This is a genomic window from Streptomyces sp. NPDC101132, assembly GCF_044759225.1.
Taxonomy (GTDB): Bacteria; Actinomycetota; Actinomycetes; order Streptomycetales; family Streptomycetaceae; genus Streptomyces.
Genome location: NZ_JBIVYX010000010.1, coordinates 66514 through 92549 on the forward strand (window position 1 = coordinate 66514; position 26036 = coordinate 92549).

Annotated in this window: 19 protein-coding genes; 9 read left to right on the plus strand and 10 right to left on the minus strand. The window is 74.0% G+C overall.

Annotated features, from left to right (window positions below):
• Nucleotides 1-117: 117 nt before the first annotated feature.
• Together ACIQUR_RS23325 and ACIQUR_RS23330 are read left to right on the plus strand one after the other, a co-directional pair.
• The gene (locus ACIQUR_RS23325) at nt 118-696 is read left to right on the plus strand and encodes a CGNR zinc finger domain-containing protein (RefSeq protein ID WP_403667373.1); all 579 of its coding nucleotides are present in this window, start codon (nt 118-120) and stop codon (nt 694-696) included.
• A 220-nt stretch (nt 697-916) separates the two neighbouring features.
• Nucleotides 917-4231 (plus strand): S8 family serine peptidase, encoded by a 3315-nt coding sequence (locus ACIQUR_RS23330; RefSeq protein WP_403667376.1) that lies wholly within the window; start codon nt 917-919, stop codon nt 4229-4231.
• Between the two features lie 117 nt (nt 4232-4348).
• Here the strand turns inward: ACIQUR_RS23330 and ACIQUR_RS23335 are convergent, their stop codons facing one another.
• Nucleotides 4349-5824 carry a M28 family metallopeptidase gene (locus ACIQUR_RS23335; protein ID WP_403667379.1) on the minus strand — a complete coding sequence of 492 codons (1476 nt, stop codon included), beginning with the start codon at nt 5822-5824 and terminating at the stop codon, nt 4349-4351.
• A 331-nt stretch (nt 5825-6155) separates the two neighbouring features.
• Here ACIQUR_RS23335 and ACIQUR_RS23340 point away from each other — a divergent pair, with 331 nt between their 5' ends.
• A complete protein-coding gene (locus tag ACIQUR_RS23340) occupies nt 6156-7184 on the plus strand; it encodes an aspartate-semialdehyde dehydrogenase (RefSeq protein WP_403667382.1) in 1029 nt (342 codons plus the stop codon).
• Between the two features lie 58 nt (nt 7185-7242).
• Here ACIQUR_RS23340 and ACIQUR_RS23345 read toward each other — a convergent pair whose 3' ends face one another.
• Entirely contained in the window at nt 7243-7740 is a 498-nt protein-coding gene (locus tag ACIQUR_RS23345; protein ID WP_403667385.1) for a DUF1203 domain-containing protein, read from the minus strand.
• Nucleotides 7741-7960: 220 nt separating this feature from the next.
• Between ACIQUR_RS23345 and pepN the strand changes: the two genes are divergently transcribed.
• Nucleotides 7961-10537, plus strand: coding sequence for an aminopeptidase N (gene pepN, locus ACIQUR_RS23350; protein ID WP_403667387.1), 2577 nt, complete (start codon nt 7961-7963; stop codon nt 10535-10537).
• A 108-nt stretch (nt 10538-10645) separates the two neighbouring features.
• On the opposite strand, the gene ACIQUR_RS23355 is transcribed toward pepN, so the two are convergent.
• Genes ACIQUR_RS23355 through ACIQUR_RS23370 form a run of 4 tightly spaced genes read right to left on the minus strand, consistent with a single transcriptional unit; the run spans nt 10646 to nt 14627 of the window.
• Nucleotides 10646-11707, minus strand: coding sequence for a MerR family transcriptional regulator (locus ACIQUR_RS23355; protein WP_403667390.1), 1062 nt, complete (start codon nt 11705-11707; stop codon nt 10646-10648).
• Nucleotides 11708-11753: 46 nt separating this feature from the next.
• A complete protein-coding gene (locus ACIQUR_RS23360; RefSeq protein WP_403667393.1) occupies nt 11754-12668 on the minus strand; it encodes a LysR family transcriptional regulator in 915 nt (304 codons plus the stop codon).
• A gap of 10 nt (nt 12669-12678) precedes the next feature.
• A complete protein-coding gene (locus ACIQUR_RS23365) occupies nt 12679-13605 on the minus strand; it encodes a DMT family transporter (protein WP_403667396.1) in 927 nt (308 codons plus the stop codon).
• Nucleotides 13606-13661: 56 nt separating this feature from the next.
• The gene (locus ACIQUR_RS23370; protein ID WP_403667399.1) at nt 13662-14627 is read right to left on the minus strand and encodes an EamA family transporter; all 966 of its coding nucleotides are present in this window, start codon (nt 14625-14627) and stop codon (nt 13662-13664) included.
• 139 nt (nt 14628-14766) lie between these two features.
• Between ACIQUR_RS23370 and ACIQUR_RS23375 the strand changes: the two genes are divergently transcribed.
• On the plus strand, nt 14767-15288 hold the full coding sequence (locus ACIQUR_RS23375; RefSeq protein WP_403667402.1) for a MarR family winged helix-turn-helix transcriptional regulator: 522 nt from the start codon (nt 14767-14769) through the stop codon (nt 15286-15288).
• A gap of 145 nt (nt 15289-15433) precedes the next feature.
• Here the strand turns inward: ACIQUR_RS23375 and ACIQUR_RS23380 are convergent, their stop codons facing one another.
• The 3 genes from ACIQUR_RS23380 to ACIQUR_RS23390 are packed head-to-tail and all read right to left on the minus strand — an operon-like array spanning nt 15434 to nt 18033.
• Nucleotides 15434-15673 carry a hypothetical protein gene (locus ACIQUR_RS23380; RefSeq protein ID WP_403667405.1) on the minus strand — a complete coding sequence of 80 codons (240 nt, stop codon included), beginning with the start codon at nt 15671-15673 and terminating at the stop codon, nt 15434-15436.
• 56 nt (nt 15674-15729) lie between these two features.
• On the minus strand, nt 15730-17811 hold the full coding sequence (gene malQ / locus ACIQUR_RS23385) for a 4-alpha-glucanotransferase (RefSeq protein ID WP_403667408.1): 2082 nt from the start codon (nt 17809-17811) through the stop codon (nt 15730-15732).
• Complete coding sequence (locus ACIQUR_RS23390) at nt 17812-18033, minus strand: hypothetical protein (protein ID WP_403667412.1); 222 nt, start codon at nt 18031-18033, stop codon at nt 17812-17814.
• Between the two features lie 209 nt (nt 18034-18242).
• Between ACIQUR_RS23390 and ACIQUR_RS23395 the strand changes: the two genes are divergently transcribed.
• Nucleotides 18243-21212 (plus strand): beta-N-acetylglucosaminidase domain-containing protein, encoded by a 2970-nt coding sequence (locus tag ACIQUR_RS23395; RefSeq protein ID WP_403667415.1) that lies wholly within the window; start codon nt 18243-18245, stop codon nt 21210-21212.
• 89 nt (nt 21213-21301) lie between these two features.
• Here the strand turns inward: ACIQUR_RS23395 and ACIQUR_RS23400 are convergent, their stop codons facing one another.
• Nucleotides 21302-21832 carry an HNH endonuclease gene (locus ACIQUR_RS23400; protein ID WP_403667418.1) on the minus strand — a complete coding sequence of 177 codons (531 nt, stop codon included), beginning with the start codon at nt 21830-21832 and terminating at the stop codon, nt 21302-21304.
• 258 nt (nt 21833-22090) lie between these two features.
• Between ACIQUR_RS23400 and ACIQUR_RS23405 the strand changes: the two genes are divergently transcribed.
• The 3 genes from ACIQUR_RS23405 to ACIQUR_RS23415 all read left to right on the plus strand — a co-directional run bounded on the left by ACIQUR_RS23405 (nt 22091) and on the right by ACIQUR_RS23415 (nt 26033).
• Entirely contained in the window at nt 22091-23161 is a 1071-nt protein-coding gene (locus tag ACIQUR_RS23405) for a mechanosensitive ion channel family protein (RefSeq protein ID WP_403667421.1), read from the plus strand.
• A gap of 171 nt (nt 23162-23332) precedes the next feature.
• The gene (locus ACIQUR_RS23410; protein WP_403667423.1) at nt 23333-24565 is read left to right on the plus strand and encodes an ROK family protein; all 1233 of its coding nucleotides are present in this window, start codon (nt 23333-23335) and stop codon (nt 24563-24565) included.
• Nucleotides 24566-24698: 133 nt separating this feature from the next.
• Nucleotides 24699-26033: an ABC transporter substrate-binding protein gene (locus ACIQUR_RS23415; protein ID WP_403667426.1), complete on the plus strand. Its 1335-nt coding sequence runs from the start codon at nt 24699-24701 to the stop codon at nt 26031-26033.
• The last annotated feature ends 3 nt before the right edge of the window (nt 26034-26036 follow it).

The following is a 26036-nucleotide window of genomic DNA, read 5'->3' on the forward strand; positions in this document are numbered from 1 at the left end:
TCTCGTTGCCTTGCCCTGTCACTGCTTTCTAACCTCTGAAATTGACTTTAGAGGTTAGGGCGACGGACGTCAACCGGTGACCTACCCTTGAGTGGTTAGCAAGAGGAGGAGACAGGGATGACCCCGACCGCCGACCCGCGCCCGCTGACCGGCGAGCCGCTCGCACTGGACCTGCTGAACACGCGCTGGATGCACGAGGGCGCGCTCCAGGACCTCTTCGCGGGGGCGGCCGGCCTGACCCGCCTGGAGGGGCTGGGCGTCTGGCTGTCGGCCAACGGCCTGGAGACGGAGGGCCTCTCGGCCCCGTTCCGGGCGGACGCGCCAACCCTGATCCACCTGCTGACCGCCCGCGAGGCGCTCGCCCGGGTGGTCGAGGACCACGGGGACCCGAAGGCCCGGGAGGTCGTCGACGCGGTCCTGGAGCACGGCCGGGTACGACTCACCCTGGACCCGGAAGGACCCGGCGAGCGGCCCGAGTTCGACGACCGCGCCTGGGGTCCGGCCTGGCTGGCGGCACGGAACTATCTGGACCTTCTGGACACCGCCCCGGACCGCATCAGGAAGTGCGCCCACGAGGCCTGCGTGCTGCACTTCTTCGACACCTCGCGCAACGGCACGCGGCGCTGGTGCTCCATGGCTGCCTGCGGAAACCGCGCCAAGGCGTCCCGTCACTACGCCCGGTCGCGGGATCATTAGCCCGTAGACAAGTCGACATTCGAGGCCCGCCACGGCCCTGGGAATCGCCCGGTTTCCTCCCGGTACGTTCCGCCTGACGCATCGGGCGCCGTGGCGGGTCTCCGCCATGACGGGCACGCGTCAATAACAACACTCCCCAAACAGCACTCCCTTGCGCAAAGCTGACCGGTCATCCGGCACCGAAATCCGGACCGTTTCTTTCACTTATGCAGGGATGCTGATGACCCTCGAATCCCCTAGCTCCATATCCGGCCCGAGACGCGTCGCGCGCATCGCGGCCGCCGCGGGCCTGGTGGCCGCTCTCGCGGCGACGGGACCCGTCCCGGCGTTCGCGGCGGTCACCGCCGACGACCCGGCGTCCTCCGCACCGGCCAAGTCCGCCGACGAGAAGCTCGGTTCCGCCGACGCCGAGCTGATCGCCGAGGCCGAGGCCAAGGGCGAGAAGACCGTCACCGTCATGGTCGCCACCGCCCCGGGCGCCACCGAGCAGGTCGCCGGCCAGCTCGACGCGGTGCAGGGCGCCTCCGTCGGCCGCGCCGACGACAAGCTGGGCTACGTGCGCGCCACGCTGCCCACCGCCAAGGCGAAGGCGGCCGTCGACGCCGCCGCCAAGCTCTCCTCGGTCCACGGGATCGACGTCAAGCACGAGATCAAGCTCGACGACCCCACCCCTGCCGGGGACCGCAAGTCGGGGGCCGCTGGTGCGACCAGCGGCAGCTACCCGGCGCCCGGCAAGGAGACCCCGGCGAAGAACCCGTACAACCCGTCCTTCGAGACGGGCGCGGTGGACTTCGTGAAGGCCCACCCGCAGGCCGACGGCCGCGGCGTGACCATCGGCGTCCTGGACTCCGGCGTCGACCTGGGCCACCCGGCCCTGCAGAAGACCACCACCGGCGAGCGCAAGATCGTCGACTGGGTCACCGCGACCGACCCGCTCACGGACGCCGACGCCACGTGGCGCGCCCAGATCACCCCGGTCACCGGTGCCGCGTTCACCGTCGGCGGCGCGACCTGGAAGGCCCCCGAGGGCAGCTTCCAGTGGAGCCGCTTCACCGAGTCGATCACGGCCACCGGTGACATGGCGGGCGACGTCAACCGCGACGGCGACACCACCGACCGGTTCGGCATGCTGTACGACCCGGCCGCCGGGACCGTCCGCGTCGACACCGACCAGGACTTCGACTTCACGAACAACGAGCCGATGAAGCCGTACAAGGACGGCTTCCAGATCGGCTACTTCGGTACGGACAACCCGGCCACCGAGGTCGCCGAGCGCATCCCGTTCGTGATCGAGATCCGCAAGGACGTCCCGATGGACCCGCTGGGCGGGGACTGGGTCGGCAAGAAGGCCGACTTCGTCAACATCGGCATCATCGAGTCCGAGCACGGCACCCACGTCGCGGGCATCACCGCGGCGAACAGCCTGTTCGGCGGCAAGATGAACGGCGCCGCCCCCGGCGCCAAGATCGTCTCCTCGCGCGCCTGCTCCTGGAGCGGCGGCTGCACCAACGTCGCGCTGACCGAGGGCATGATCGACCTCGTCGTGAACCGCGGCGTGGACATCGTCAACATGTCCATCGGCGGCCTCCCGGCGCTGAACGACGGCAACAACGCGCGCGCCGAGCTCTACGGCCGCCTGATCGACACCTACGGCGTCCAGCTGGTGATCTCCGCGGGCAACTCCGGCCCCGGCATCAACACCATCGGCGACCCGGGCCTGGCCGACAAGGTCATCTCGGTCGGCGCCGCGGTCTCCAAGGAGACCTGGGCCGCCAACTACGGGTCCGTGGTGGAGAAGAAGTACGCGATGTTCCCGTTCTCCTCGCGCGGTCCGCGTGAGGACGGCGGCTTCACGCCGACCATCACCGCCCCCGGTGCCTCGATCAACACCATCCAGACCTGGCTGCCGGGTGCCCCGGTCGCCGAGGCGGGCTACGCCCTCCCGGCCGGCTACGGCATGCTCCAGGGCACCTCGATGTCCTCCCCGCAGGCCGCGGGCGCCTCGGCGCTGCTGATCTCGGCCGCCAAGCAGGAGGGCGTGGCGCTCACCCCGGCCACCCTGCGCACCGCGCTCACCAGCACGGCGAAGAAGATCGCCGGCTACCAGGCGCACGAGCAGGGCGCGGGCCTGATCAACATCGTCGGCGCGTGGGACTCGATCCAGCGCGGCGCGAAGGCCCACGACTACACCGTCAAGGCGCCGGTCGACACCGCGATCGACCAGCTCCTGAAGACGCCGGGCTTCGGCACCGGCGTGTACGACCGCGAGGGCGGCCTCAAGGCCGGCAAGAAGAAGACGTACGACGTCACGATCACCCGTACCACGGGCCCGAAGTGGGGCGTGCGCCACAACCTCGCCTGGAAGTACAACGACGGCACCTTCAAGGCGCTGACGGACTACGACTACATCACGCTGCCGCTGAACAAGCCGGTCACCGTGAAGGTCCAGGCCGCCCCGAAGACCGCCGGCGTGCACAGCGCGATCCTGGAGCTGGACGACGAGTCCACCGAGGGCATCGACAAGCAGGTCCTGTCGACCGTCGTGGTCGCCTCCGACCTGGTGAAGCCGGGCTTCGCCCTCTCCGCCGCCTCCTCGGTGCAGCGGAACAGCCACAAGTCGTACTTCGTGACGGTCCCGCAGGGCGCCAAGACCCTTGAGGTCGCCCTGGGCGGCCTGGCCGAGGGCAGCCAGACGCGCTTCATCGCGCTGCACCCGTACGGTGTCGCGCTGGACCCGAGCGCGACGACCATGTGCTACCCGAACTACAACAACCCGGCCAACACCTGCCGCCCCGACCTGCGTTCGTACCCGAACCCGCAGCCGGGCGTCTGGGAGATCGAGGTCGAGTCGCGCCGTACGTCGCCGCTGCTCGACAACCCGTACAAGCTGGACGTCAGCGTCCTGGGCGCGGACTTCGACCCCGCGGTCAAGGAGCTGCCCGAGGTCAAGGTCGGCACCCCGGCGCCGGTCCAGTGGACCGTGAAGAACTCCTTCGCGGGCATCACGGGCGGCAAGCTCAAGGGCGGCGCCCTCGGCTCCGCGAACGTGCAGCGTCCCACCATCGCCGAGGGTGAGACCCAGACCACCCAGGTCACCATCGGTGCGGGCGTCTCCCGCCTGGACGTCGCCATCGGCAACGTCTCCGACGTCTCGGCCGACCTCGACCTCGAGGTCTACCGCGACGGCGTGAAGGTCGGCTCCGCCGCCGACGGCGACTCCGAGGAGGCCGTGAGCCTGGTCAACCCGGCCGCCGGCACCTACACGATCAAGGTCATCGGCTACGCGGTCGGCGCCGCCGGCACCGCGTACGACTACCGCGACGTGTACTACTCGGACGCCCTCGGCTCCGTGCTGGTGGACGACGCGCAGACGGTGGACGTGGCCAACGGCGGTTCCGCCCAGGTCTCCGCGCAGGTCCAGGTCAACGGTGCGGCCCCCGAGGGCCGCAGCCTCTTCGGCCAGGTCCAGCTGCTGAACGCGCGCGGCACCGCCGCGGGCACCGGCAACGTCAAGATCGACAAGGTCCTGCCGTAGCCGTCACCGCGCTCCGCTGACACCGGCGGATCGATGCACGACGAAGGGGCGGTGCTCTGCGGAGCACCGCCCCTTCCCGTTTCCCGGCGTCCCCCGTCTCCCCCTCGGGCCCGGGGACTACCTGCCCAGGGAGCGGAGGTCCTGGGCGTAGGTGCCGACCGCGTGGGCGATGACGTCCACGTTGGTGTCGAAGACCTTGAGGTCCAGGTTCTCCAGGGTGTCGCCGGCGCCGTGGTAGTTCGGGTCGTACGGCTGCCCGGCGGTGCCGCCGTAACGGGCGGCCTGGGCGTCCGTCTTGATGCCCTCGGCGCCGGTGAAGGTGCCGCCGGCCGGGATGCCGGTGGCGATGAACGGGCCGTAGTCGGAGCGGCCGTCGAAGTCACTGCCCTCGTGGGCCTTGCCGCGCCGGTCGAGGAAGCCGTTGATCAGGGCCTCGATCTGCGCCGAGCCGGCCGGGCCGGCCCCCTCGCCGGTGCGGTCCGAGTCGTCGCCGTCGTACACGAACTGGGCCGGGTTCGGCGAGGCGATCATGTCGAAGTTCAGGTACAGCGCGATGTCCTTGCGCTGCTTCTCCGTCAGGCTCGCGACGTAGTGCTCTGAGCCCAGCAGGCCCAGCTCCTCGGCCGACCACCAGGCGAAGCGGACCTTGTTGACGGGCTGCCCGTGTCCCTTGCGGGTCTGCTCGGCCAGCTTGAGGGCGACCTCCAGCAGGCCCGCGGAGCCGGATCCGTTGTCGTTGATGCCGGGGCCCTCGGGTACGGAGTCCAGGTGGCTGCCGACGGTGACGACCCGGTCGGCACGGCCGCCGGGGGTCTCGGCGATGACGTTGCGGGTGGTCTTCCGCACGTGCTCCTGGTCCAGGTCCAGGCGGATCTCCACCTCTCCCCGGGCGGCCGCGGCGGCCAGGGCCTCGCCGTCGGCCAGGGTGATGCCGGCGCTCGGGATCAGGCCCTCGGCCGGCGTGCTGAAGGAGCCGCGCACCGGGGTGGTGCCGCTGTGGTTGTAGACGATCAGACCGGCGGCGCCGGCGGCGGCAGCCGCCCGCTGCTTCTCGACGAAGGTGCAGGCACCCCGCTTGACCAGGGCTATCTTCCCGGCGAAGGCACCCGCAGGGTAGTCGGCGGCGTCGCAGCCGGGGGTCTCGTCGACCCGGGCGAGCGCGACGGGGGCGGTCAGGCCGCCCGCCGGGGTGGACTTCGTGAAGGTGAAGGCGGCGGTGGCCAGTTCGCGGGCCTCGGGGGTGAGGACGGTGGCCTTCTCGGTCTTCGTCTTCGCCTCGAAGACGTCGAAGTCCTGGTACGAGACCCGGTAACCGGCCTTCTTCAGCGTCCGGTGGACGTACGCGGCCGAGGCGTCGTGGCCGGGGGTGCCGGCGGCGCGGTTGCCGCCGTGGGCGTCGGCGATCCGCTGGAACTCCTTCAGGTGGCGGTAGGCGCCCTTGCCGGAGACCTCCTTGACCAGGGTGCGGGCCAGCTTCGTGGTGTCCCGGGGGTGGGCGGTGGCCGGGGCGGCGGCCAGGGCGAGCGGGGCGGCGACGGCCGCGGCGGTGACGAGGGCCGCGGCGGCGCGGGACCGCTGACGGTGGGCAGGCACGACGGATCCTTCCAGATGGTGTGCGTGAGGTTCGGAAATCGGTACGTCGCGTCCGGAAAACGATCACGACTGGTCGGACCGTAATCACTCGGGCTGCCCCGAAAAGCCCGTACGGGGCCCCGGAAACACACCTGCCACACATTTGTCATGAGCTGTCATGTTCGGCGACGAGAAGACCCGGATCCGCCGGGCGGCGCGCGGCGCGGGCCGCCGGAACCGCGAGACGTCCGCCACACGTCCCGTATCGCGGACAAAGGATTGGACAAGCCTGCCCGGGTCGCACGCATGATGGAGCTGGTCAGCCAGCGCCACAGCACCAGAAGGAGTCACCGTGAGGGTCGGAATCGTCGGAGCCACCGGTCAGGTCGGCGGAGTCATGCGCCGGATTCTCGCCGAGCGCAAGTTCCCGGTGGACCAGCTCCGCCTGTTCGCCTCCGCCCGTTCCGCGGGCTCCACCCTGGAGTGGGAGGGCCAGGAGATCACGATCGAGGACGCCTCGACCGCCGACTACTCCGGCCTGGACATCGTGCTGTTCTCCGCCGGCGGCGCCACCTCCAAGGCCCTCGCCGAGAAGGTCGCCTCCCAGGGCGCCGTCGTGATCGACAACTCCTCCGCCTGGCGCCGCGACCCCGAGGTCCCGCTGGTCGTCTCCGAGGTGAACCCGCACGCGGTGAAGAACCGCCCCAAGGGCATCATCGCCAACCCGAACTGCACCACCATGGCCGCGATGCCGGTGCTGCGCCCGCTCCACGAGGAGGCCGGGCTGACCGCGCTGGTCGCCACCACGTACCAGGCCGTCTCCGGCTCCGGCCTGGCCGGCGTCGCCGAGCTGGACGGCCAGGTCAAGGCCGTCTCCGAGCGCGCCACCGAGCTGACCCACGACGGCGGGGCCGTCGACTTCCCGGAGCCGGGCGTCTACAAGCGTCCGATCGCCTTCAACGTGCTCCCGCTGGCCGGCTCGATCGTCGACGACGGCTCCTTCGAGACCGACGAGGAGCAGAAGCTCCGCAACGAGTCCCGCAAGATCCTGGAGATCCCGGACCTGAAGGTCTCCGGCACCTGCGTGCGCGTCCCGGTCTTCTCCGGCCACTCGCTGCAGGTCAACCTCCGCTTCGACCGCCCGATCAGCGTCGAGCGCGCCTACGAGCTGCTCAAGGACGCCCCGGGCGTCGAGCTCTCGGAGATCCCGACCCCGCTCCAGGCCGCCGGCAAGGACGTCTCCTACGTGGGCCGCATCCGCGTGGACGAGACCGCCGAGCACGGCCTGGCGCTCTTCCTCTCGAACGACAACCTCCGCAAGGGCGCCGCACTGAACGCGGTGCAGATCGCGGAGCTGGTCGCCGAGGAGCTGCGCGGCTGATCCGCCGACCGACGCGCGGGAGGGGCGGCACCGTCACGGTGCCGCCCCTCCCGCGCGTTCAGTGCCTGCGCACCTCGAACTGGAAGCAGCCGTACTCGACGGCGCGCACATGGGCCAGGACCACCCCGGGGTCGGCGAAGGCCTCGGCGAGGGCCCGGTCCAGATCGGCCTCCGGGTCCTCCCCCAGCTCCACCAGCCGGCCCCCCGCGATGCGCCCGGCCGCGTCGTAGCGGCGTACGGTGCGCAGCGCGCCGGGCCGCGCGTAGTGCCGCCCCGCCTCCGGTCCGGGGCCCCCGCAGTCCTCGGCGTGGATGAAGACGGGCCCCTGCTCGTCGTACGCGCCGGGCGCCGCCCCGGTCTCCGCCGCCCACCGCCGCAGCGGCGCGTACGTCACCAGCGCGATCTCCTCGCCGGCCTCGCTGCGGCGCAGGCAGCAGCGGAGCGGCTGCCCGCCGTCCGGGTCCCGGTACGGGACGCAGGGCCGGCCCGCGTCGTCACGGTCCCGCAGCTCGCGCAGGGCGGCGGGGTGGATGGGAAGTGCCGTGTGGTGGTCCATGCGCCCCACCCTGCCCGCCGGACCGGATGCCGTCCGGCGGGAATCCGACCTCGCGTTCGCGAAGGGGCGGTCGCGGGCCGGCGGGGGGCGGTCGCGGGCCGGCCGGGGTCGGACGGCCGCGCGGGCCGGGGTCCGTCCGCCCGGGCCGATTACCGCAGGCGAGTGGGCGTGACGGCATGGAAGGATGGCCCGGAACGTCACCATCGAAGGAGATGAACGCGTGCCTGGCACGAACCTGACCCGTGAAGAGGCGCAGCAGCGCGCTGAGCTGCTCACCGTCGAGTCGTACGAGATCGGTCTCGACCTGAGCGGCGCGCAGGAAGGCGGGACCTACCGGTCCGAGACCACCGTGCGCTTCTCGTCCGCCGAGGCGGGGGCGACGACCTTCATCGACCTGGTCGCGCCGGCCGTGCACGAGGTCGTCCTGAACGGGAAGTCGCTGGACGTCGCCGCGGTCTTCCGGGACTCCCGCATCTCGCTGCCGCACCTGGCGGAGGGCCCGAACGAGCTGAAGGTCGTCGCCGACTGCGCGTACACGAACACCGGTGAGGGCCTGCACCGCTTCGTCGACCCGGTCGACGACCAGGCCTACCTCTACACGCAGTTCGAGGTGCCGGACGCCCGCCGCGTGTTCGCGTCCTTCGAGCAGCCCGACCTGAAGGCGACCTTCCAGTTCACCGTGAAGGCCCCCGAGGGCTGGACGGTCATCTCCAACTCGCCGACCCCCGAGCCGGCGGACAACGTGTGGGTCTTCGAGCCGACCCCGCGGATCTCGACGTACATCACCGCGCTGATCGTCGGCCCGTACCACTCGGTGCACAGCTCCTACGAGAAGGACGGGCAGAGCGTGCCGCTGGGCATCTACTGCCGTCCTTCGCTGGCCGAGTTCCTGGACTCCGACGCGATCTTCGAGGTCACGCGGCAGGGCTTCGACTGGTTCCAGGAGAAGTTCGCGTACGACTACCCGTTCGCGAAGTACGACCAGCTCTTCGTGCCGGAGTTCAACGCGGGCGCGATGGAGAACGCGGGCGCGGTGACCATCCGCGACCAGTACGTCTTCCGCTCGAAGGTGACGGACGCGGCCTACGAGGTGCGCGCCGAGACGATCCTGCACGAGCTGGCGCACATGTGGTTCGGCGACCTGGTCACCATGGAGTGGTGGAACGACCTGTGGCTGAACGAGTCGTTCGCGACGTACACCTCGATCGCCTGCCAGGCCTACGCGCCGGACTCGAAGTGGCCGCACGCGTGGACCACCTTCGCGAACTCGATGAAGACCTGGGCGTACCGGCAGGACCAGCTCCCGTCGACGCACCCGATCATGGCCGACATCCGTGACCTGGACGACGTGCTGGTCAACTTCGACGGCATCACGTACGCCAAGGGCGCCTCGGTGCTCAAGCAGCTCGTGGCGTACGTCGGCCAGGACGAGTTCTTCAAGGGCGTCCAGGCGTACTTCAAGGCCCACGCCTTCGGCAACACCCGCCTGTCCGACCTGCTGGGCGCGCTGGAGGAGACCTCCGGCCGCGATCTCAAGACCTGGTCGAAGGCGTGGCTGGAGACCGCCGGCATCAACGTGCTGCGCCCGGAGATCGAGACCGACGAGCACGGTGTGATCACCTCGTTCGCGGTGCGCCAGGAGGCCCCGGCGCTGCCGGCCGGCGCGCAGGGCGAGCCGGTGCTGCGGCCGCACCGCATCGCGATCGGCTGCTACGACCTGGACGACGCGAGCGGCAAGCTGCTGCGCGACCGCCGGATCGAGCTGGACATCGCGGCCGCCGAGCTGACGGAGGTCCCGGAGCTGGTGGGGCACCGCCGCCCGGACGTCGTGCTGCTCAACGACGACGACCTGTCGTACGCGAAGGTCCGCCTGGACGAGGTCTCGCTGGCCAACGTCACGGCGCACCTGGGCGACTTCGAGGCCTCGCTGCCGCGCGCCCTGTGCTGGGCCTCGGCCTGGGACATGACCCGCGACGGCGAGCTGGCCACCCGCGACTACCTGGCGCTGGTCCTGTCGGGCATCGCCAAGGAGTCGGACATCGGCGTGGTGCAGTCGCTGCACCGCCAGGTGAAGCTGGCGATCGACCTGTACGCGGACCCGGCCTGGCGCGAGACGGGCCTGGCGGCCTGGACCGAGGCCACGCTGGAGCACCTGCGCGCGGCCGAGCCGGGGAGCGACCACCAGCTGGCGTGGGCGCGGGCGTTCGCGGCCACGGCCCGTACGGACGAGCAGCTCGACCTGCTGGCGGCGCTGCTGGACGGCACCGAGTCCGTCGAGGGCCTGGCCGTCGACACCGAGCTGCGGTGGGCCTTCGTGGAGCGGCTGGCGGCCACCGGCCGGGCCGACGAGAAGGCCATCGCCGCCGAGCTGGAGCGGGACCGGACCGCGGCGGGCGAGCGGCACGCGGCCACGGCCCGCGCGGCGCGTCCGACCGCCGAGGCCAAGGCCGAGGCGTGGGCCGCCGTGGTGGAGGCCGGCGACCTGCCGAACGCGGTGCAGGAGGCGGTGATCGGCGGCTTCGTGCAGAGCGACCAGCGGGAGCTCCTCGCCCCGTACACGGAGAAGTTCTTCGCGGCGGTCAAGGGCGTGTGGGACAGCCGCAGCCACGAGATCGCGCAGCAGATCGCGGTCGGGCTGTACCCGTCGCTCCAGGTGTCGCGGGCGACGCTGGACGCGACGGACGCGTGGCTGGCCTCGGCCGAGCCGAACGCCGCGCTGCGGCGGCTGGTGTCCGAGTCCCGCTCGGGCGTCGAGCGGGCGCTGAAGGCGCAGGCGGCCGACGCCGCCGCTTCCTGACGCCGCTCCCGTGGAGCACCCCGGTGCCCCGTCCCCGCTGCCGCAGCGGGGCCGGGGCACCGGCCGTTTTCCGGCCCGCTCCGTAGCGGGACGGTGCGGGGCGGGGTGTCAGCCGTCCAGCCGGACCGGCATCAGGAGGGAGTACGGGTACTCGGCGGCGGGGTGGCGGACGGCCACCGGGGCCGTCGGGGCGCCGAGTTCCAGGACCAGCCGGTCCGAGCCGCCGGCGGCCAGCGCCTCCAGCAGGAACTCCCGGTTGACCCCCACCCGCTCCGGCTCGTCGTCCCCGTCCGCGCACACGGCGACCGCGCCGTCCGACACCGTGAGCACGCTGACGTCCCCGTCACCGTCCCCCGCCCGGACCGGCCCCGCCGCGAGCGCATCCCGGAAGGCCGGTACGTCGACCAGCGCGCGGCGTCCCCCGGGCAGCCTGACCAGCCGGCGGTAGTCGGGGAAGTCGTGGGCCAGGGCCCGGCCGGCGGCCTGCCGGTCGCCGGTCTCCAGGGTCACCCGGTCGCCGTCCACGGTGAGCCGGGCCCCGGCGGCGCCGTCGCCCAGCAGCGAGCGCATCGCGTCCACCAGCGGGGACGGTACGACGGTCTGGGTGCGGGGCCCGTCGTGGCGGGTGGCGCCGGTGCGGGCGACGGCCAGCCGGAACCGGTCGGTGGCCACCACGTGCAGGTGCTCGCCCTCGGCGTCGAACAGGACGCCGCCCAGCGCCGGCAGGTCCGGGTCGGTGCCGGCCGCGAAGCGTACGGCGTCCAGCGCGGCGGCCAGCCCGGCGGCGGGGACGGACAGGCGGAGGGTGGCGGGGCGTGCGGTCATCGGGTTCTCCCTGTGCTCCAGCAGTGCTCGGACCGCGGAGAACTCGGCGCGCGCGTCGGCCAGGCCCCGTTCGAGGCACCGCAGGTGGGCGTCCAGCAGCTCCCGTACGACGCCGGAGTCCGTGCCGGACCAGCCGGCCAGGACGAGCCGGACGTCCGCCAGGGGCATGCCCGCCCGGCGCAGCCGGGCCAGCAGCCGGGCCTCGTCGAGCTGTTCCGGCCCGTACCAGCGGTAGCCGCTCACGGGATCGACCCAGGCGGGGACCAGCACGCCGGCCCGGTCGTAGAACCGCAGGGCGCTCACGCCCAGTCCGCCGTCGCGGGCCAGCTCGCCGATCGTGCGCATCTCGCTCTCCACACCCGGAACCCTGTGGCCTGCACCAGGTCGAGGGTCAAACACCGGGGTTCCCGTCCGGCGCGGCCGCCTCGCGGAGGGCCGTCAGGACGCGGGCGAGGGCCGGGGCGGAGTCGGCGCCCCGGCGGGTGGCGGCGACGACGTGCCGCTGCGGCCGGTCGTGCGGGAGGGGCCGGACGGCGACGGCGGCGGCCCGGGCGGCGGCCATGCGCGGGATCAGCGCGACGCCCATGCCCGCCTCGACCATGGCCAGGATCGCGGTCCAGCCGGCCGCCGAGTGGGCCTGTTCCGGCACGAAGCCGGCCGCTTCGCAGGCGGCCCGGGTGATCTCGGACCAGGGGCCGCTGCCCCCGAAGATCCAGGGGTCCCCCGCCAGGTCGGCCAGCCGGAGCTCCCCGGCCCCGGCGAGCGGGTGGCCCGGCGGCAGCGCCACGTCCAGCGGGTCGGCGAGGAGCGGTACGCGGGTGAAGCGCGGGTCGGCCGCGGTGGGGGCGTGGGCCGCGAGCGAGAGGGCGAGGTCGACCTCGCCGGAGGCGAGCAGTGCGTACGACTCGGCCGCCTCGGACTCGCGCACCCGCACCTCCAGGGCGGGGTGCGAGCGGCGCAGCGCCACCACGGCGGGGACGACGAGCGCCGGTACGGCGGTGGAGAAGGCGGCCACGCGCACCTCGCCCGCCTCCCCGTGCGCGTACCCGGCGAGTTCGGCGTCCGCCCGCTCCAGCTGCGCGAACACCGCCTCGGTGTGCCGGAGTACGAGGTGCGCGGCGTCCGTGAGCCGCACCCGGCGCCCCTGCGCCTCCAGCAGCGTCACCCCCAGCTGCTTCGCGAGCCCGGACAGGGCCTGCGAAACGGCCGAGGGCGTCATGGTCAGCGCCTCGGCCGTCGCGGTCACCGTCCCCCGCTCGCTGAGCGTGCGCAGGATCCGGAGCTTCCTGAGGTCCCACTCGGTCATGGAGCGCAACCTACCTGCGCGCCCCCAGCGTCACGCCGCCCAGGATCAGCGCCATGCAGAGCAGTTGGAAGGGGCCGGTGGCCTCGCCGAGGAGGGCGAAGGACAGGACGGCGACGCAGACCGGCTGGAGGTAGTACACGACCCCGGCGCGGGCGGCTCCGATCAGCGCGATCGCCTTGTTCCAGGCGAAGAAGGCGAGGGCGGAGGAGAACACGCCGACGTACAGCAGCGGTCCGACGGTGCCGGGGGTGGCGTCGAAGGGTCCCTGGACGGCGACGGAGACGGCGTAGGCGGGGGCCAGCATCAGGGCACCGAGCACGAAGGTGGTGAACAGGAAGGCCGGGCCGCCGATCCCGGAGGGCTTGCGGCGGACCAGGGCGCTGTAGGAAGCGAAGGACAGGGCGGCACCGAACATCCACAGGTCGCCCGGGGCGAGGTCGATGCGGGGCGAGCCCTTGCCGACCAGGAGCAGCACGCCGAGCGCGGCGATGAGCAGTCCCGCGGTGCGGCGGGCGCCGAGGCGCTCGCCGCCGAGCCGGGTGAAGAGGGCCATGACCACCGGGGAGGCGGCCATGATCATGCCCATGTTGGAGGCGGCGGTGGTCAGGCCGGCCTGGTTGACCAGGGTGTTGTAGACGGTGACGCCGAGCAGGGCGGCGAGGGTGACGAAGCCGAGGTGGGCGCGGATCAGGGCCCGCTGGCGCCAGGCCTCCCGCGCCGTGAAGGGCGCCACCGCGGCGAGGGCGACGAGCCACCGCCAGAAGGCGGCCTGGACGGGCGGGACGCTGTCGGCCAGTCCCCGGGAGGCGACGAAGCTGCCGGACCAGACGACCGTCGCCACCAGGGCCAGGAGGAGCCCGAGGCCGGCGGCCCGCTTCCTGGTGCGGGCCCCCTTCCCTCCGGCGGCCTGCTGCGGTGCGGTGCGGACGCGGTCCATGACGGCCACGGTTCGCCTTCCCTTCTCCCCTGGGGTGTCGTGTGGGTGCCTGCGCCCTACGGTCGCACCCCGCCATTGCTCAGGTCCATCGAAAACTTTCGATCGTTCTGTTCAGCTGGACTGAACGGTTCGTGGCGGGCGACCACCGGCGAGGCGACCGCCCCGGTCCGCCGCCTCGCGGGCAGCTGACCCACCACGGTGGCCCCGAAGGCGACGGCCATGCCCAGCAGTTGCACGGGCGAGAGGGCCTGGCCGAGGGCGGCCCAGCCGATCACGGCGGCGGTCAGCGGGGAGAGCGGGCCCAGCAGGGTGACGGAGGTGGCGGTGAGCCGCCCGATGCCGCGGAACCAGAGCCAGTACCCGACGGCGGTGTTGACCAGGGCGAGGTAGCCGTAGCCGGCCAGCGCGCGGCCGTCGAGGGCGGGCGGCGCCCCCTCGGCCAGGGCGGCCACCGGCAGGATCAGCAGGCCGCCGGCGGTGAGCTGCCAGCCGGTCATGGCGAGCGGGCCGACTCCCTCGGGGCGGCCCCACCGCTTGGTCATCACGGTGCCCGCGGCCATGGAGGCGGAGGAGGCGACGCCGGCCAGGACACCGACCAGGTCGAGCGCGGCTCCGGCCTTGAGTACGACCATGCTCACACCCAGCGCGGCGGCGACGGCGGCCAGCAGGGTCCGGGTGGTCGCCCGCTCACCCAGCAGCAGCGCCGCGAGGCCGGCGACGAGGAGCGGGCCGATGGAGCCGATGACGGCGGCGACGCCGCCGGGCAGGCGGTAGGCGGCGAGGAAGAGGAGCGGGAAGAAGGCGCCGATGTTGAGGGCGCCCAGGACGGCGGACCGCCACCACCAGGAGCCCTTGGGCAGGGTGCGGGAGACCGCGAGCAGGGCGAGGCCGGCGGGCAGGGCGCGCATGGTGGCCGTGAAGAGCGGCCGGTCGGGCGGCAGGAACTCGGTGGTGACGGCGTAGGTGCTGCCCCAGGCGACCGGGGCGAGAGCGGTGAGTGCGACGACGGCGGCGCGGTTCATGGCGGGACCTCGGCTTCCCCTGTGGAGGTGATCGAGCAGGTCGCTGGAAATACCTTAGCACTCAGTTACTTAGTAGCAAGCTAAATCGGGAGGCGGGTCCGCCCGGTCCCCCGGAGGGCCCCGGGGGATACTGCGGCGCATGGACGAAAGCCCCCCTCCGGACCCGCCGGCCCCCCAGGACGCGGTCGACGCCATCGGCGCCCAGTGGCACGCGGTCCGCCCCGAGCTCGACGTCTCGCCCATGGGGGTGTTCGGCCGGATCCACCGGATCAGCCGCGCCGTCGCGGACGCGGCGGAGAAGACGTACGCCCGCCACGGGATCTCCGGCGGGGAGTTCGACGTGCTGGCGACGCTACGGCGCTCCGGCGAGCCCTACACCCTCTCGCCGCGGCAGCTCTCGGCCACCCTGATGCTCACCACCGGCGGGATGACCGGCCGCCTGGACAAGCTGGAGCGCGCCGGACTGCTCTCGCGCAGCCCCGACCCCACCGACCGCCGGGCGCTCCAGGTCACGCTGACCGAGCGCGGCTTCGAGCTGGTCGAGGCCGCCGTGGTGGCCGGTCTGGAAACCCAGCACGCCTGCCTGGCCGGGCTGGACCCCGACGAGACCGCGCTCCTCACCGGCCTGCTGCGCAAACTGCTCGCCGGCCTCCCCCGGTAGCCTCCGCGGCCGGCGGCGGCCCGGCGGCCGGCCGGCCGGCGGGACCGGCGGCTCCCCGGAAACGGGAACGGGGCGCCCCGGCCCGTACCGGCACACGGACGTGCGGGCACGGACCGGGACGCCCCGGCTCGAAAAAGGGGGTGGCTCAGCCCTGCTTGGCCTGCTTGCGGGACTTGTCGCCGACCATCACGAGGCCCGCGATGACCAGGAACAGCACGATGGGCGCGAACACGAACAGACCGAGGGTCTCACCCACGCTCAGGCCCGTGCCGGGGTCGTCACCGTCGTCGCGGGTCAGCGCGAGCGCGGGAGACGTCATGAGCAGCATCATCAGCGTCGAGCCGGCCGCGACGGCACCGGCGCGCAGAGCGTTCTTCTTGTCCACGGTGCAAAAGTAGCGAACACCCGATCGGCCCGCGCGCCCGGGGGTGCCGTACGAGGTCACACCCCCTGCCGCAGGGCTCTCATCAGGGCGTTCAGCCGCGGCGAGGCCACCACCTCCTCCAGCGCGAGCGGCCGGCCCGACGCGTCGGCGACCGGCAGCCGCCAGTTCGGGTACTCGTCCCAGGTGCCCGGCAGGTTCTGCGGGCGCCGGTCCCCCACCCCGTCCGGCAGCCAGACGCCGACCAGCCGGGCCGGGGTGCGCAGCAGGAAGCCGTACAGCGCCCGTACGGCGGCCTCCTCGTCGTCCGCGCCGAGTCCGAGGCGGTCCAGGACGGCCAGCCACTCGGCGGTCTCGGCCCGATCGGCCGCCCGCTCCTCGGCCAGCGGGCGCGTCAGCAGGCCCAGCCGGTGGCGGAGTTCCACGTGCTCCCCCGTCAGGCGGGCGGCCGTGGGCGGCAGGTCGTGGGTGGTGGCCGTGGCGAGGCAGTCGGACCGCCAGCGCTCGGGCGCCAGCGGCAGGCCGTCACCGGACCAGTCCCGCTCGAACCACAGCACGGAGGTGCCCAGCACGCCCCGGCGCGCCAGCGCCTCCCGCACCGAGGGCTCCACCGTGCCCAGGTCCTCGCCGATCACGACCGCGCCCGCCCGGTGCGCCTCCAGCACCAGGACGGCGAGCATCGCCTCGGCGTCGTAGGAGACGTACGTGCCGTCGGTCGGCGGCCGCCCGGCCGGCACCCACCAGAGCCGGAACAGGCCCATCACGTGGTCGATGCGCAGCGCCCCCGCGTGCCGCAGCAGCCCGCGCAGCAGCCCCCGGAAGGGCGCGTACCCCGAGGCGGCCAGCGCGTCCGGACGCCACGGCGGCAGGCCCCAGTCCTGGCCCCGGGCGTTGAAGGCGTCCGGCGGCGCGCCCACGGACATCCCGGCGGCGAAGGCCCCGGGCCGCGCCCACACGTCGGCGCCCTCGGGGTGGACGCCCACCGCGAGGTCGTGCACCAGCCCGAGCGGCATCCCCGCCTCCCGGGCCGCCCGCTGGGCGGCGGCGAGCTGGCCGTCGGTCAGCCAGGCGAGCCAGCGGTGGAAGGCCACCTCGGCCTCCGGGGCGGTGTCCGGCCAGGCGGCCGGGTCGGGCCCGTGCGCGGCGGCCAGGGCGTTCCAGCGGGCGTGGTCCTCCAGGGCCCGGCCCTGGGCGGCGAGGAACTCCCGGTGCTCGGCCTCGCGGCCGGGCGCGCGCGGGACGGCGTACAGCACCCGCAGGGCCTCGGCCTTGACCGCCCAGACGGCGTCCCGGTCGATCAGCCCGCCCTTGTCGAGGACCTCCTGCCGCAGGACGGCGGCGCGGGCGGACAGCTCCGCCAGCACGGCGCGCCGTTCCGGGCCGGCCTGCCCGTACTCCGGGACGTCCTCCACGCGGAGGTGCACGGGGTCGGGGAAGCGGCGCGAGGAGGGGCGGTAGGGCGAGGGGTCGGTGGGGCTGCCGGGCACGGCCGAGTGCAGCGGGTTCACCTGCACGAAGCCGGCGCCGTGGGTGCGGCCCGCCCAGGCGGCGAGCTCCGCGAGGTCGCCGAGGTCCCCCATGCCCCAGGAGCGGTGCGAGAGCAGGGAGTACAGCTGTACGAGGAGCCCGTGCGCCCGCTCCGGCGGCGCGGGCGCCCGCTCCGGCGCGACGACCAGCGTGGCCCCGCCGTGCCGCCCGTCGGGCGTGTCCACCCGCACCCGGTGCACGCCGAGCGGCACGTCGCCGGGCCCGCCGGACGGATCGTCACCGGAGCCGCCCGCGAGCCACTCGACGCTCCCGCCCTCTTCCAGCTCCACCCGGATCCGCGTGCCGGGCGGCAGCCCGGCCAGGGCGGGCGGCGGGGCGTCCGGCCCGGCCGGCACCCCGCCCGGCACCCCGCGCGGGAGCGGCACCGGCGGCCCGGCCCGCCACCACACCAGCGTCGCCGGCAGCAGCCGGGCTCCGGCCTCGTCCCCGGCGGCCCGGAGGGCGGCGGAGACCGCGGCCGGGGTCGACGCGTCGACCCCCAGGGCCGCGAGCACCGCGACGACGGTGGCGTCCGCGACCGGGACGCTGACGCCCTCGGAGGGCTCGTAGGAGGTGGCTACTCCATGGACTGCGGCGAGCCGGGCAAGGCCCATCTAGACCCCTGTCGGCCCCTGGTCCGAGGCCGCACCGGGGGCGGTGGGTTCGCTCGTCAGAGGGGCTGCTTCCGCGAGCGGCGGCTCGCTGGTGAGTGGTGCGGCGTCGGCGAGCGGCGGCTCGCTCGTGAGGGGCGGCAGGGAGGCCTGCCGCGGCAGGTGCGGGAGGAGAGGGGCGGCGGAAACCGCTCGGGCCTGTTTGGAACGGGTCCTTCCGGACATGTGCGCACTCCTTCGTGCCGAATCGGAACATCGGGGGCCTACCCCGGCCCTTCACCGCGCATTCCTGCACTCCAGGCGGCTTCGGGCGCCATGATCCCGGGGCATAACGGTCACAACGGCCGGGGGCGTTGACACTTCAGCCGCACGGGTGGTGGGCTCGGGCTCATTCGTACGAGCGGGGGGGCCGTCTCGACACGAAGGAGGCCCGGGTGCCGATCCGGGGCAGGAAGCGCACCACCGCCGTCGCGATCGCCGTCGTGGGCGGGCTGCTCGCGGCGCCCGGGGCGCTGGCGGCCCCCGCTCCGACACCCGTGACCGGCCCCGCCGCCGGGCCGACGGGCGCTCAGCCGCCCGCCCGCGGCGCCGCGTTGCCCTCGCTCTGGCCCCGCCCCCAGTCCCTGCTCGCCTCCGGACCCGGCGTGCCCCTGGGCGCCGAGGCCGTGCTCGTCACACCGGCGGGGACCGACCCGTACGCCGTCGAGGTCGTCCGTACGGCGCTGCGCGCGGCCGGCGTACGGACCCTGCACGAGGCGGGTCCGGACGCGCCGCTGCCCGCCGGCGGCACCGTCTTCCGCCTCCAGGGCCCCGACGCCGAACAGGCCCTGCGCGCGCTCGGCGCCACCGAGGCGGCCGACCTGCCGGCGGGCGGCTACCGGCTCGCCGTCGGCTCGTACGCGGGCCGGGACACCGTGGCCCTGGTCGGCACCGGCAGCGACGGGCTCTTCCACGCCGCCCAGACGCTGCGCCAGCTCGTCCCCGCGGGCGGCAGGGTGCCCGGCGTCCTGGTGCGCGACTGGCCCGCGGCCGCCGTGCGCGGCATCACCGAGGGCTTCTACGGCGAGCCGTGGACCCGCGAACAGCGCCTCGCCCAGCTCGACTTCCTGGGCCGCACCAAGCAGAACCGCTACCTCTACGCCCCCGGCGACGACCCGTACCGCGGCGCGCGCTGGCGCGAGGAGTACCCGGAGGAGCAGCGCGCGGACTTCCGCGCCCTGGCCGACCGGGCCCGGACCCGGCACGTGACCCTCGCCTGGGCGGTGGCCCCCGGCCAGAACCTCTGCCTGTCCTCCGCCGGCGACCGGGCCGCCCTGCTGCACAAGCTCGACGCCATGTGGGCCCTGGGCGTACGCGCCTTCCAACTCCAGTTCCCCGACGTCAGCTACACCGAGTGGCAGTGCCGGGCGGACCGGGAGCGGTACGGCAAGGGGCCCGAGGCCGCGGCGCGGGCCCACGCGGACCTGGCGAACACGGTGGCCGCGGAGCTGGCACGGCGTCACCCGGGCGCCGAGCCGCTGTCGCTGCTGCCGACGGAGTTCTACCAGGACGGGGCCACGAAGTACCGGACGGCGCTGGCCCGGGCGCTGGACGAGCGGGTCGAGGTCGCGTGGACCGGCGTCGGCGTGGTGCCGCGCACCATCACGGGCCGGGAGCTGGCCGGCACGCGCGCGGTCTTCGGGCACGCGCTGGTCACCATGGACAACTACCCGGTCAACGACTACGCGCCCGAGCGGCTGTTCCTCGGCCCCTACCAGGGCCGGGAGCCCGCGGTGGCCAACGGCTCGGCGGCCGTGCTGGGCAACGCGATGCAGCAGGCCGCGCTCTCCCGCGTACCGCTGTTCACCGCGGCCGACTACGCGTGGAACCCGCGCGGGTACCAGGCCGGCGCCTCCTGGGCCGCGGCCCTGGACGAGCTGGCGGGCGGGGACGCCCGGGCCCGCGAGGCGCTCGGCGCGCTGGCCGGGAACACCGCGTCCTCCGTGCTGGGCGCGGACGAGTCCGCGTACCTGCGGCCGCTGCTCGCCGAGTTCTGGGCGGCGCGCGGCGGTGCGGACCGGGCGGCCCAGGACCGGGCCGCGGACCGGCTGCGGGCGGCGTTCACGGTGATGCGCGAGGCGCCCGAGCGGCTGCGGGGCCCGGCGGACGGCACGCTGGGCATCGAGGCGGGGCCCTGGATCGAGCAGCTGGCCCGGTACGGGGCGGCCGGCGAACTGGCCGTCGACCTGCTCCGGGCGCAGGCGCACGGGGACGGCGCGGCGGCCTGGAAGGCGCAGCTGGCGCTGGCGGAGGCCCGCAGGGCCGTCGGGACGGCGGACTCCTCCGCGGTGGTCGGCAAGGGTGTGCTGGGGCCGTTCCTGGCCGAGGTGGCCGAGGCGGCCGACGAGTGGACCGGCGCGAGCCGCCGGCCCGTGGGCACGGTGTCCCGGGACGACCGCTCCTACACCGTGCAGCTGGGCGGCGTACGGCCGGTCGAGGCGGTCACCGTGATGACCGGGCCCCGCACGGACGCGCCGGCCGGAGGCCGGGGCGCGGCCGTGGAGGCGCACGTGCCGGGCGAGGGCTGGCGGAAGGTGGGCGACGTCTCGCCGAGCGGCTGGACGCAGGCGCACGCCACGGGGCTGCGCGCCGACGCCATACGACTGGTGTGGGCGGGCGAGGCCCCGGCGGTGCACAAGGTGGTGCCGTGGTTCGCGGACGACCCCTCGGCCCGCTTCGAGCTCGCGGGCAGCGGGCGCGCGGACGCGGAGATCGGCGGGTCGGCGCAGCGGGTGACCGCGGAGCTGGCGGCGCTGAAGCCCGGCGAGGTGCAGGGCGCGCTGACCGCGCGGGCGCCGCACGGGATCCAGGTGAAGGTGCCGGCCAGGACGACGGTGCCGCGGGGCGGGAAGACCTCGGTGCCGGTGGAGGTGGTGGTGCCGGAGGGCACGCCGCCGGGCGTGTACGAGGTGCCGGTGTCCTTCGGCACGGAGTCGCGCACCCTCACGGTGCGGGCGTTCCCGCGGACGGGCGGCGCCGACCTGCTGGCCGGGCGTCCGGCCGCGTCGTCGGGGGACGAGACCCCCGCCTTCCCCGCCTCGGCGGTGACGGACGCGGACCCGGCCACCCGCTGGTCCTCCCTGCCGGAGGACGGCGCGTGGTGGCAGGGCGAGCTGGCCGGACCGGTGCGGCTGGGGCAGCTGGTGCTGCACTGGCAGGACGCGTACCCCTCCTCCTACCGGGTGCAGGTCTCGGGGGACGGCGTGACCTGGCGCACCGCGGCCGTGGTCGCGTCGGCGGGCGGGCGCGAGTCGGTGCGGATGGACGAGGCGGGGACGCGGTTCGTCCGGGTCCTGTGCGACGAGCGGGCGACGCGGTACGGGTGCTCGCTGTGGGCCGCGGAGGCGTACGCGGTCACGCCGTAACCCGCCCCCGCCCGGCCCCGCACCGGCCGCGGGTCCCGTGCCGGGTGCGGCACGCAACCGCACCCGGCACGGGATCGGTACTGGAGGGGTCAGGACGCTGCCGTGCGGGCCAGGGCGTCCTCCGCGCCGTAGGGCTGGAGGTACGGCATCCAGCGCGGGTCCCGGTGACCCGTGCCGATGATCCGCCAGGCCAGACCCGACGGCGGAGCCGGCTGGTGGCGCAGCCGCCAGCCGAGGTCGACCAGGTGCCGGTCGGCCTTGACGTGGTTGCAGCGGCGGCAGGCCGCCACGACGTTGTCCCACACGTGCTGGCCGCCGCGGCTGCGGGGGATCACGTGGTCGACGCTGGTGGCGACGCCGCCGCAGTACATGCAGCGGCCGCCGTCCCGGGCGAACAGGGCGCGACGGGTGAGAGGAACGGGCCCCCGGTAGGGGACCCGCACGAACCGCTTCAGGCGTACCACGCTGGGGGCGGGGACGACTCTGGTCGCGCTGTGCATGAAGGCGCCGGACTCCTCGAGGCAGATGGCCTTGTTCTCGAGGACGAGGACGAGCGCGCGGCGGAGCGGTACGACGCCGAGGGGCTCGTACGACGCGTTGAGGACCAGGACGTGCGGCACGGACTGCCTCCTTGTACGCCGGCGGCGCGTGGCTCGCGCCGGGACGATCTGCTCTCAGTCTCTCCTCACTGCAGGTCGAAGCGCCACCACGCGGCTGTAACGGGCCGGAGGTGTTTTCGACCACACGGGTGTCATCCCCCGGTGAGACTGGTCTCTCCCTCGAACAAGGCGACGGGGTAAGGCGGAATGCGCCGTTAGTGTGGAGGGCCTGTCCCGCCACACCCCGCGGGCGGACCGCTACACCTGGAGGTTCCTGTCGTGTCCTGGCCCGTGCTGGCCCTGACGGCCCCCGATGCGCCGACCACGCTGCAAGAGGCCCACGAGACCGCGACGAACGCCGCGGGATTCGTGGAGGAGAACTGGGCCGACTGGCTCAACACGGGACTGAAGATCCTGCTGATCCTGGTGATCGCGGGAGTGCTCCGGTCGGTGATCCGCAAGGCGATCACCAAGTTCATAACCCGGATGAACCGCAGCGCCGAGGCCGTGGAGGGCACCGCGCTCGGCGGGCTGCTGGTCAACGCCGAGCGGCGGCGCCAGCGCTCCGAGGCGATCGGCTCGGTGCTGCGCTCGGTGGCGTCGTTCCTCATCCTGGGCACGGCCGGGCTGATGGTGCTCGGCGCGCTGGAGATCAACCTCGGCCCGCTGCTGGCGAGCGCCGGTGTGGCCGGTGTGGCCATCGGTTTCGGCGCCCGGAACCTGGTCACGGACTTCCTGTCCGGCGTCTTCATGATCCTGGAGGACCAGTACGGCGTCGGCGACAAGATCGACGCCGGCGTCGCGTCCGGCGAGGTGATCGAGGTCGGCCTGCGCGTGACCAAGCTGCGCGGCGACAACGGTGAGATCTGGTACGTCCGCAACGGCGAGGTCAAGCGGATCGGGAACCTGAGCCAGGGCTGGGCCACCGCCGGGGTGGACGTGCAGGTCAAGCCGACCGAGGACCTGGCGCAGGTGCGCCGGGTGATCACCGACGTGGCGGACGCGATGTCCAAGGAGTCCCCCTGGGACGAGCGGCTGTGGGGCCCGATCGAGGTCCTGGGCCTGGACGAGGTGCTGCTGGCCTCGATGACCGTCAAGGTCTCCGCCAAGACCATGCCGGGCCAGCAGTTCTCCGTGGAGCGCGAGCTGCGCTGGCGGATCAAGCAGGCCTTCGACGACGCGGGCATCCGGATCGTCGGCGGGGTGGCGCCGGCCGAGGAGGACGCCGCCCCGGCCCCCGACCCGGCCGCGTCCGTGGCGCCGCCGTCGGCGCTGGCGAACCCCGCCTCCCCGCAGTCCCTGGCCACGGCGCCGATACCGCAGCCGCAGGGTCCCCGGATGACCAAGTAGCCCGGGGCCCGTCCCCCGCCGTACGCCCCCCGCCCCCGCCGGTCCCGCCGACGGGGGCGCGGTGTTTTCCGCGGCCTGCGCGCGGACCGTTGACGCGCCCCTGAGCTGCGCACTACGTTGCTCCGCAGCCGATAGGAAAGTTTCCTAACAGTTTCGGGAGAGAGCGCACCCATGGCAGGTACCCCAGGAACCCCCCGCGTGCTGCGGGCCATGAACGACCGGGCCGCCCTGGACCTGCTGCTGGAACACGGCCCCCTCTCCCGCACCCGCATCGGCCGCCTGACCGGCCTGTCCAAGCCCACCGCCTCCCAGCTGCTGGCCCGGCTGGAGGCGGCCGGGCTGGTCGTCGCCACCGGCACGGACGGCGGGCGGCCGGGACCCAGCGCCCAGCTGTACGCGCTCAACGCGGGCGCCGCGCACGTCGGGGCCCTCGACGTGACCCCCGAACGGATCGTGGCCGCCGTCGCGGACCTGGCCGGCGAGACGGTGGGCACCTTCGAGCTGCCCTCCCCCGCCCGCCGGGGCCCGGGCACGCCCGGCGCGGTCGAGCGGGTGGTGACCGCGCTCGACGGCGCGGTCGCGGCGGCGGGCCTGACCCGCTCCGCGCTGCACCGCGTGGTGATCGGCACGCCCGGCGCCTTCGACCCGCACACCGGACGCCTGCGGTACGCCAGCCACCTGCCGGGCTGGCACTCCCCCACCCTGCTGGACGAGCTGGCCGCGGTGCTGCCGATGCCGGTCGAATACGAGAACGACGTGAACCTCGCCGCCGTCGCCGAGCAGCGGCTCGGCGCCGCCCGGGGCCACGAGGACTTCGTGCTGCTCTGGAACCAGGAGGGCATCGGCGCCGCCCTGGTGATCGGCGGCCGGCTGCACCGCGGCTGGACCGGCGGCGCCGGCGAGGTCGGCTTCCTGCCGGTGCCCGGCGCCCCCCTGGTGCGGCAGGTGACCCGGGTCGGCTCCGGCGGCTACCAGGAGCTGGCCGGCGTACAGGCGCTGCCCGCGCTCGCCGCGGAGCTGGGCATCACCGACCTCCCCCCGCACGAGGAGGCCGCGCCCGGCCGCGATCCGCACCTCGGGCCCGCGCTGGCCCTGCTCGGCCGGGCCGCACAGGAGACCGGGGGGCCGTACCGGCAGCTGCTGGAGCGGTACGCGACGGCGCTCGCCACCGGTCTGGCCGCGGTGGTCGCCGTACTGGACCCGGAGGTCGTCGTGCTGTCCGGCGCCGCCGTCACCGCCGGCGGTGAGGCCCTGCGCGAACTGGTCGGGGCCGAACTCGCCGAACTCGCCGCGGCCCGGCCCCGGCTGGTGACCGGCGAGGTCCAGGACCAGCCCGTGCTGCGCGGCGCGCTGGAGAGCGCCCTCTCGGCCACCCGCGACGAGGTGTTCGACACCTCGCGCTGACCACCGCCCGCCCCGCCCTCGTACGTACGCCCCCACGCCCCCGCCCGCACACGTACAGCCGTACCCGCCCGGCGCACCCGCACCCCGCCGGCACCCCGCCCCTGCCCGCCCCACCCCTCAGGGAGACACAGCCATGCCCAGGACCCGCAGTCTGACCGCGGCTGTCGCCGTCGCCGCCGCGATATCCGCGCTCGCCACCGCGTGCACCGGACAGTCCGGCGGCCAGGCCCAGGACGACCCCGGGAAGGAGGTCACCCTCACCTTCTGGCACGGCTGGAGCGCCCCGGGCGAGGTGCAGGCCATCCGGCAGAACATCGCCCGCTTCGAGGACGCCCACCCCAACATCCACGTCAAGGTCACCGGCAACATGACCGACGACAAGGTCAACCAGGCGCTGCGGGCGGGCGGCGACGCGGCACCGGACGTGGTGTCCTCGTTCACCACCGACAGCGTGGGCAAGTTCTGCGCCTCGGGCGCCTTCGTGGACCTCAACCCCTTCCTCGCCAAGTCGAAGGTCGACAAGAAGGCCGTCTTCCCCCAGCCGCTGCTGGACTACACCCAGTTCCGCGGCAACCAGTGCGCCCTGCCGCTGCTGAACGACGCGTACGGGCTCTACTACGACAAGGACGCCTTCGAGGCGGCCGGCATCACCGAACCCCCCAAGACCTGGAGCCAGTTCACCGAGGTGGCCAAGAAGCTCACCAAGGCCAGGGGGGACGGCTACGAGCGGGTCGGCGTCATGCCCACCTTCCACGGCTACGAGACCACCCCGATGCGGCTGGCGGCCCAGTGGAGCCCCGCGTACTTCGACGCCGACGGGAAGTCGAACCTCGCGAAGGACCCGGCCTTCGCGCAGATGCTGACCTACCAGAAGGGCCTGGTCGAGGCGCTCGGCGGGTACGCGAAGCTGGAGCGGTTCCGCAGCACCTTCGGCGACGAGTGGGGCGCCGAACACCCCTTCCACCAGGGCCGGGTCGCCATGCAGATCGACGGCGAATGGCGGCTGGCGATGGCCCGGGAGGCGGGGGTGAAGTTCGAGATCGGCACCGCCCCGCTGCCCGTCCCGGACGACCGCCTCGCCGACTACGGCAAGGGCTACCTCTCCGGCACCATCGTCGGCATCGCGGCCACCAGCGCCAAGCAGAACGCCGCCTGGGAGCTGGTGCGGTACCTGACCACGGACACCGAGGCGGTGGTGGCCTTCGCCAACGCCATCCACAACGTGCCCTCGACCAAGGCCGCCCTGGCCTCGCCGAAGCTCGTGACCGAGCCCGGCTTCCGCACCTTCCTCGACATCGCGCGGCACCCCAAGTCCAACACCACCCCCGCCCAGGCCGACGGCGGCACCTACCAGCTGACCTTCACGGACTTCGCGTACCAGGTGGAGAAGGGCGCCGTGCCCGACCTGGCCGCGGGCCTGGCGAAGACGGCCGCGCAGATCGACACCGACATCGCGAAGGCGAAGTAGCCC